The following is a 7,386-nucleotide window of genomic DNA, read 5'->3' on the forward strand; positions in this document are numbered from 1 at the left end:
ACAAAGGTCCTGTCGCAGTTGCATCACGACGGTCGACAAAGCTCAGGTCACGGGTGCCACGTCCACCGATACCGAAATCGTGCTGGACTCGGCCTCGGTGTAGATGACTCCGCGCAGCGGCGGCACGTCGGCGTAGTCCCGACCCCACGCAACGGTCGCATAACGCTCGTCGACGAGCTGATCGTTGGTCGGGTCGAACGCAAGCCATGTTCCGTCCGGTGTCCACACCGCGGCCCAGGCGTGGGTCGCGTCGACGCCGACCATCCGTTCCTTGCCGGGAGGCGGTTCGGTCGCGAGGTAGCCCGAGACGTACCGTGCCGCCAGGCCTTTCGAGCGCAGGCACGCGATCGCGAGCCGCGCGAAGTCCTGACAGACCCCGGACCTGGCCCCCAGCACGTCGGCGACGGTCGTCGACACCGTCGTCGAACCGGACTCGTACGTGAAGTCGGTGAAGATGCGGTGCGTCAGATCGACGACGGCGTCACGCAGCGACCGGTTCGGCGGGAAGCTCACGGCGGCGTAGTCACGAACCTCGTCGGTGATCTCGGGAACGTCCAGGTCGAGGACGAACTCGACCGCGGTGGCACCGTCGACGCCGAGGTACTGCGGGCGCGCGGTCTCCCAGGGCGACGTCGTGCCGAGCGCATCGTCGGCACCGGTCGGCTCCGACACCTCGACGAGCGAATCCGCCGTGACCACCAAGGTCTCGTGGTCGGTGGTGACATGAAAGTAGACGTCTTCGTTGCCGTAGACGTCGACGCCGAACGACTGATCCGAGGGTGCAGGCTCGACGGTCACCGATTTCTCGACGCACCGCTGGGCCTCGGTGTCTCGCGGCGCCAGGAAGCCCCGCCCGTACGACGACGTCACACGATCGGAGTACTTATAGGTGGTGATGTGTCTGATGCGGTAGCTCTTGCTCACTCTCGGACCTCGCCTGTCGAACCTCGCAGCGCTCTCGAACCCCACAGCGCACTCGAACCCCACAGCGGCTGCGTTCCGCCCGGCAGAACCATGTGCGTCGCCAACACGACAACCGAAAGCTGTTCGAGCTGTGCGTGAATGCCGTCCAGCAGCTCGACCAACTCGGTGCGCACACCGGACGCGTCGACGCTCTCGAGGTCGCCCGGGTCGACGCGCCGAAGCCGCACGGCCATCTGTTCGACGAGGACTTCCGGCCGTGAGGTGCCCGACGCGTCCGGAAGCGAGCCGAGATCGTGCTTGAGCCGATCGAGCTGGTACACCAACGACCGCGGATTACCTTCGTCGAACAACAGCAACTGTGCGACGGCCGCCGGCCGCGCGGGCCCACGATTGCGACGCCGGTAGATCACCGAGGACTCGGCAGCCGACAACACCGAGTCGATGACTGCCTGCTCGGTCGTCGGAGGCAGCGCGTGGCTCAACGTCGCCGACAGAAGCGCCGTCAGTTGAAGGCCTCGCTCGATGCGCTTGCCGGTATCCATCAGGTACCAGCCCGCGTCACGGACCATCGACTCCGACGCGAGTCCGCTGAGCGACAGAAGGCCACGCAGAACCGACGTGTGCGACGCCGCCAACTGCGCGCCGTTGCCCTCCGAGGCTTCGAGTTCGGCCAGCGCGGTGGCGATCCGGGCCAGCACCGCCCACGTGTCGGTCGACAGCTGGTCTCGCACGCGCCGGGCTGCCTGCTGTACACGGTCGATCGACTGCGCCAGCGACCCGAGTCGGTCCACGGCGAGCGTCAGCGACCGAAGTTCGGACTGTGCGTCGGCGCGGATCTTCTCGTCGAAGAATCCCGGCGCCGTTCCCGACACCCGCGTCACCGCTTCGAGCAGAAGCGGGAGGCTGTCGCTCCCGTCGAGCCACGGCATCGACGAGAAGTCCTGCAAGCGTTCGCGGACTGCGATGAGAAGGCGTGTCATGTCCTCGGCGCGTTCGCTGTAGCGACCGAGCCAGAACAGATCTCCGAGAACACGAGGCGAGCTGACGACGTCGCCTGAGGTTGCCGCGTAGTGCGGAAGCTCTTCGACGGACGAGGGCGGGGTGTGCGCCGCGGCGTCGGCGGGAGTGGCACGTTCGGCGGACCTGACCCAGACGTCTTTGGAGGCCACCGTGATGAGTGGCTCTGCCACCGGCGAGGTGACCAACACCCGGCCGAGACCGCCTGCCATGGGCGTGTAACCGACCCGCTGCGCAACGCTGAACAGCCTGAGACCCACCTCGGCTGCGCCCACCTGACCGCCGTACGCCGAACCCGACGGGGCGACGGCGAACTCGGGAATGTCCTGGCCGACCCACTTCCACGGCTCGGCGCGCACCTTCCGCAGAAGCGAGTCGACGTCCGCTTCGGACAGGTCGTGACCGAGGACGGTCGTGCGCGTGGTCACCGATGTGAACAGCAGCGACCGCACGTGCGACGTCAGGTGAGACAAGCCGGAGCGTTCACCACCCCAGTACGTCGGAGTGGATTCGAGCAGCAGATCCTCGTCCAGCAGCGCCCGGCTGAGCGACGGGAGAAGCGGGTACAGCGCGGGGCTTTCCAGAATGCCGCTGCCGAGCGTGTTGACGACGGTCACTCCGCCGCGGCGCAACACTTCGACGAGACCGACGACGCCGAGACGTGAATCCGGTCGGAGGTCGAGCGGATCGGTGAACGCGGCATCGACGCGTCTGAGCACCACGTCGACCCGACGCAACGTGCCGAGCGAGCGCATCCACAATGCCCCGTCGCGAACGACGAGATCCGCGTTCTCGACGAGCGGAAAACCGAGAATCGTCGCCAGATAGGCCTGGTCGAACGCCGTTTCGGACTGCGAACCCGGACTGAGGACGACGACGACCGGATCTTCTGCCGCAGCGGGCGCCGCGTCGATCAACGCCGACCGCATCGCCCGGGCGAACGTCGACAACGGCCGAGGATTGGTGCCGGCGAACAATTCCGGTGCGGCACGCGACATCACCCGGCGATCGGCGAGCGCGTAGCCGATCCCCGACGGCGCCTGCGTGCGATCGGCGACGACACGGAACCGTCCGTCCGACGACCGACCGACGTCGGCGGCGTGGATGAACAACTGATGCGGGCCGGGCACGGTGATGCCGTGCGCGGCTCTGATGTAGCCGGGGTCGCCGTAGACCAGTTCGGGCGGGACGAGCGCCCTTCGAACCGTGTCCATCGCGCCGTACAGATCGGTGAGCAGAGCGTCGAACAGTCGAGATCGTTGAATCAGGCCTGCTTCCAGGCCTGTCCAGTCGTCGGCGGAGAGGACGAGCGGAACGCTGTCCAGTCGCCAGCGCACGGGGGACGCGACCCGTTCGACGCCGTCGGCCGGAATCGGGTTGTACGTGATGCCGTGGTCGTCGACGAGGCGGCGCACACGTGACTGCAGAGCGCGCTCCCCACCTGGCCCCGCGGCATCGATGCCCCGGACGAGCCGATTCCACTGCGGCCGGACGCATCCGTCGGGCGCGAGAAATTCGTCGTAGCGGGTGTCCGCGCCGCGCAACGTACTGCGGCGTGCGTGATACTGCGACACCAAGCGGTCGGAGACCGAAGGCGAGCCGGGACTGCCGTCGACCGACCCGGACGCGGGGTCGACCGTATCGACGGGCACCATCGAGTCGTCATTCCTTTCGTGGGACGAGTCGACGCCGCCGGTCACCGGTGGGCACCGCGGTCAGAACAGGACACCCGTGCGCCGGAGATCGAGCATTCCCGGGGCGGTGACGTCGATCGACTGTCGCGCTTGCATTTCGACCAATCTTGCTACGTTCACCTTCCCCGCGGCGAATCCGCCCTCCTCGAACCGACCGTTACGTCGCGATTCCGCCTCGACGGCGTTGACCGGAGGCCCGTCGTGCGACCGGCCTCCCGGGTGGACGACATGGTAGGTGCACCCACCGACAGCACGCCCGGTCTGTCTCTCGACGACGTCGAAGTGCAGCGGACTCTGTACCTCGATGGTCGGGTGCAACGCGCTCGGCGGCTGCCACGCCCGGTAGCGCACACCGGCAACCTGGACGTCGTTCCGATCGGTGCGCAGCAGTGGCACGGGCACGCCGTTGCAGGTGACCAGGTAGCGGCCGTCGTCGGCGCCTGCCACACGCACCTGGATCCGTTCGACCGAGGAGTCGACGTACCGCGCGGTGCCGGACGACGTCGACTCCTCGCCCAACGTGTTCCACGGTTCGATGGCTCCGCGCAGTTCGAGTTCCGCGTCGCCGACGACCGTCGTACCGATCCTGGGAAATCGGAACTCGGTGAACGGGTCGAGCCAGCTGGTGTCGAATTCGATCCCGTGCTCGCGCAGGTCTTCGGCGACGCGTCCGATGTCGGCGGTCACGAAGTGCGGCAACATGTAGCGGCCGTGCAGGTTCGCGCCGTGGCGGACGAGGGGCGCCTTCAGCGGTTCGTCCCAGAACCGGCTGACCAACGACCGCACCAGCAACGACTGCACCATCGCCATCTGGTGGTGCGGCGGCATCTCGAATCCACGCAGCTCGAGCAGACCGAGCCGACCCCGGGTACTGTCCGGGCTGTACAGCTTGTCGATGCAGAATTCGGCCCGGTGAGTGTTGCCGGTGATGTCGGTCAGCAGGTGTCTCAGTGCGCGGTCGACCACCCACGGTGACGCGGTTCGATCCGCATCCGTCATCCGCCCGATCTCGCTGAACGCCACCTCGAGCTCGTAGAGAGCCTCCTCGCGCCCCTCGTCGACGCGCGGCGCCTGCGACGTCGTACCGATGAACCTGCCCGAGAACAGGTACGACAACGACGGATGCCGCTGCCAGTGCGTCAGCAGCGACACGAGCAGGTCGGGTCGCCTCAGAATCGGCGAGTCCGACGGCGTCGTGCCACCGAGAGTGATGTGGTTGCCCCCGCCCGTGCCGCGGGTGGTGCCGTCGTTGTCGAACCCTTCCGTGCTCAGACGTGACTGCCGCGCCTGCTCGTACAGCGTCTGCATCAGATCGTCCTGTTCGCCCCACGACGACGTCGGCTGCACGTTGACCTCGATGACGCCTGGATCCGGCGTCACGGTGAGTGTCTGGATCCGTGGGTCCGACGGCGGACCGTACCCCTCGACCACGACCGGCGTGTCGAGTGCAGCGGCTGCGTTCTCGACGAGCGTGACCAACTCGACGAAGTCGTCGAGCCGGTTGGTCGGTGGCATGAACACGTACAGTGTTCCGTCGCGGACTTCCGCGACGAGGGCCGTCACATCCGAGCCCCCGACGCGACCGCGCGCAGCCTCGTTCGTCTCGACGAGCCGCGCGTAGCGCGCTTCGGCCGGGTCGACCTGCCTGGGCGGACGTTGTGTCCGTTGCTGCAGTGGATCTTTCGGGGCAGTCGGATCGTCCGGATTCTCGGGCGGTCGGCCCGCCCACGTGATCGCGTTCAACGGCAGTCGAAGACCGGCGGGTGAATCGCCCTCGAGCAGAACCAGTCTGCCCCGGCGCAGCGTCCAGTCGGCGCTCTGCCAGCCGGCGCCGTCGGCGCTCCTGCTGATCGGAAGCACGAACGCAGCGGGCTCGTCGGTGCTGGATTCGAGTCGGCGCAACAGTGCCGCCCGCGTCTCCGCCGAATCGGCACCCGGCTCGATGTCGTCGTCGTGCGGCGGGTCTCCGTACGGTTGCCGAACCAGATCCAGAAGTCGCACGAGCGGATCCTCGTAGGCCGGGCGGGCCTGAGTCTCGGGCAGACCCAGTGCCTCGACGAGCTTCTCCACGAGGGCACGTGACGTCGCCGGATCGACAGGGGCGGGCCTACGGTCGTCGGGCGGCCAGGGGTCGGCGACGAGATCGGAGTTCCGCCACAAGGATTCGCCGTCGGTACGCCAGAAGAGCCCGATCTGCCAGCGCGGCAACGGCTCTCCCGGATACCACTTGCCCTGGCTGCGTTGCACGAGCCCGTCCGGAGCGTAGATGGTGCGCAACCGTTCGGCGAGGTCGCTCGCGAGCCGACGTTTGTGCGGGCCGTCGGCCGTCGTGTTCCATTCCGGTGCCTCCTGATTCTCGATCGCGACGAACGTCGGCTCGCCCCCCACCGTGAGGCGGATGTCCTGCTCGGACATCCGTTCGTCGAGGACCGCTGCGGCCGCGCGAACGGCCGTCCATTGCTCGGCGGTGTACGGCAACGTCGTGCGGGGATCCTCGTGGACGCGCACGACGGTGTTCGAGAAGTCGAGTTCGGCCTCGCATTTGCCGGTGGCGCCGGAAATGGCTGCGGCCGTGGAGGGATGGGGCGTCGCGGACAGTGGAATGTGACCTTCGCCGGCGAACAACCCCGACGTCGGATCCAGGCCGACCCAGCCCGCACCGGGCAGGTAGACCTCGGTCCATGCGTGCAGATCGGTGAAGTCGGCAGCGGGACCCGACGGGCCGTCCAGCGATCTCACGTCCGACGCCAATTGCACGAGATAGCCGGAGACGAACCTCGCGGCCAGGCCCATCTGTCGAAGGACCGACACCAGCAGCCAGGCCGAGTCGCGGCACGAGCCGACCCCGGAGGTCAACGTGTGATCGGGCGTCTGCACACCGGGTTCCATGCGGACCGAGTACTCGACGTCACCGAGGACGGCTCTGTTCGCCATGACCAGGAAGTCGATCGTCCGCATCGTCGAACCACGTTCTCGCACAGCAGCGTCGAGCTTCTCCACTCACGCGGTGACGACCGACCCCGGCCCCGATCCCGGCTCCTCTTCGTCGACGGCCCGCAGGTACGGCTCCAGATCCGGAAGGTCGCGTTCCTCGTACTCGAAACCGAAGTGTTCCGCCCAGTCCTCGACGAAGAAGTCGAGAGGATTGATCACCGCCATGTCGGCGACGAGTCCGACGGTGACGGACATGCGATCGGTGCGTTCGGGAAAGACAACGCGCGCAAGGAAATTCCCGAAGACATCCTGCTGCCAGTTGACGAAATGCTCGGCGGGTTCGATAGTCAGCGAGTATGCCTCGATCGGCGTCCGCGAATGCGGCGCCGGACGCAGACGGATCTCGTGCGGATATACCCGCACCATGCGGTCGAACGAATAGCTCGTCCGATGTTCCAGTGCGACCTTGATGCCCATGGCGAGCCCCTCACCTGTCCCGGAATGGGTGCGAATGCACAACCATAGTTCGGGCCAGGCCCACTCGCCTGTCGAGAATCGACAGGTCCGAAAATGCCCGTTCTCCTCGACCTCGTGTACTGCTTGACACACCCTCGGGAATGCGGTTCGCTCACCAGCGCATGTGTAAAGAATTGGTACGCAACTATAAATACTCCAGCCGAGGGGAATGTCAGTGAGCGAGAATCCACCCAATGGACCGCAGTACGGCGGCAGTCCGGACCCCAACCAGCCGCAGTACCCGCAGAGTCCAGCGGGCAACTACCCTCCTCCGGGAAACTACCCGCCTCCCGGTAACTAC

2 protein-coding genes and 1 pseudogene are annotated in these 7,386 nt (G+C 66.9%); all 3 read right to left on the reverse strand.

Annotated elements, in window-relative coordinates; translation table 11 throughout:
- Positions 1-42: 42 nt before the first annotated feature.
- The 3 genes and pseudogenes from RhoFasB10_RS13475 to RhoFasB10_RS13485 all read right to left on the reverse strand — a co-directional run bounded on the left by RhoFasB10_RS13475 (position 43) and on the right by RhoFasB10_RS13485 (position 7,046).
- On the reverse strand, positions 43-924 hold the full coding sequence (locus tag RhoFasB10_RS13475; protein ID WP_068424339.1) for a transglutaminase family protein: 882 nt from the start codon (positions 922-924) through the stop codon (positions 43-45).
- Positions 921-3,596 (reverse strand): circularly permuted type 2 ATP-grasp protein, encoded by a 2,676-nt coding sequence (locus tag RhoFasB10_RS13480; protein ID WP_068424340.1) that lies wholly within the window; start codon positions 3,594-3,596, stop codon positions 921-923. The genes RhoFasB10_RS13475 and RhoFasB10_RS13480 overlap by 4 nt, the downstream gene beginning before the upstream one ends.
- Before the next feature lie 60 nt (positions 3,597-3,656).
- Positions 3,657-7,046 (reverse strand): annotated as a pseudogene (locus RhoFasB10_RS13485) (transglutaminase family protein).
- Between the last annotated feature and the right edge of the window lie 340 nt (positions 7,047-7,386).

The organism is Rhodococcus sp. B10, from assembly GCF_011770055.1.
In the GTDB taxonomy this organism is placed as follows: domain Bacteria; phylum Actinomycetota; class Actinomycetes; order Mycobacteriales; family Mycobacteriaceae; genus Rhodococcoides; species Rhodococcoides kyotonensis_B.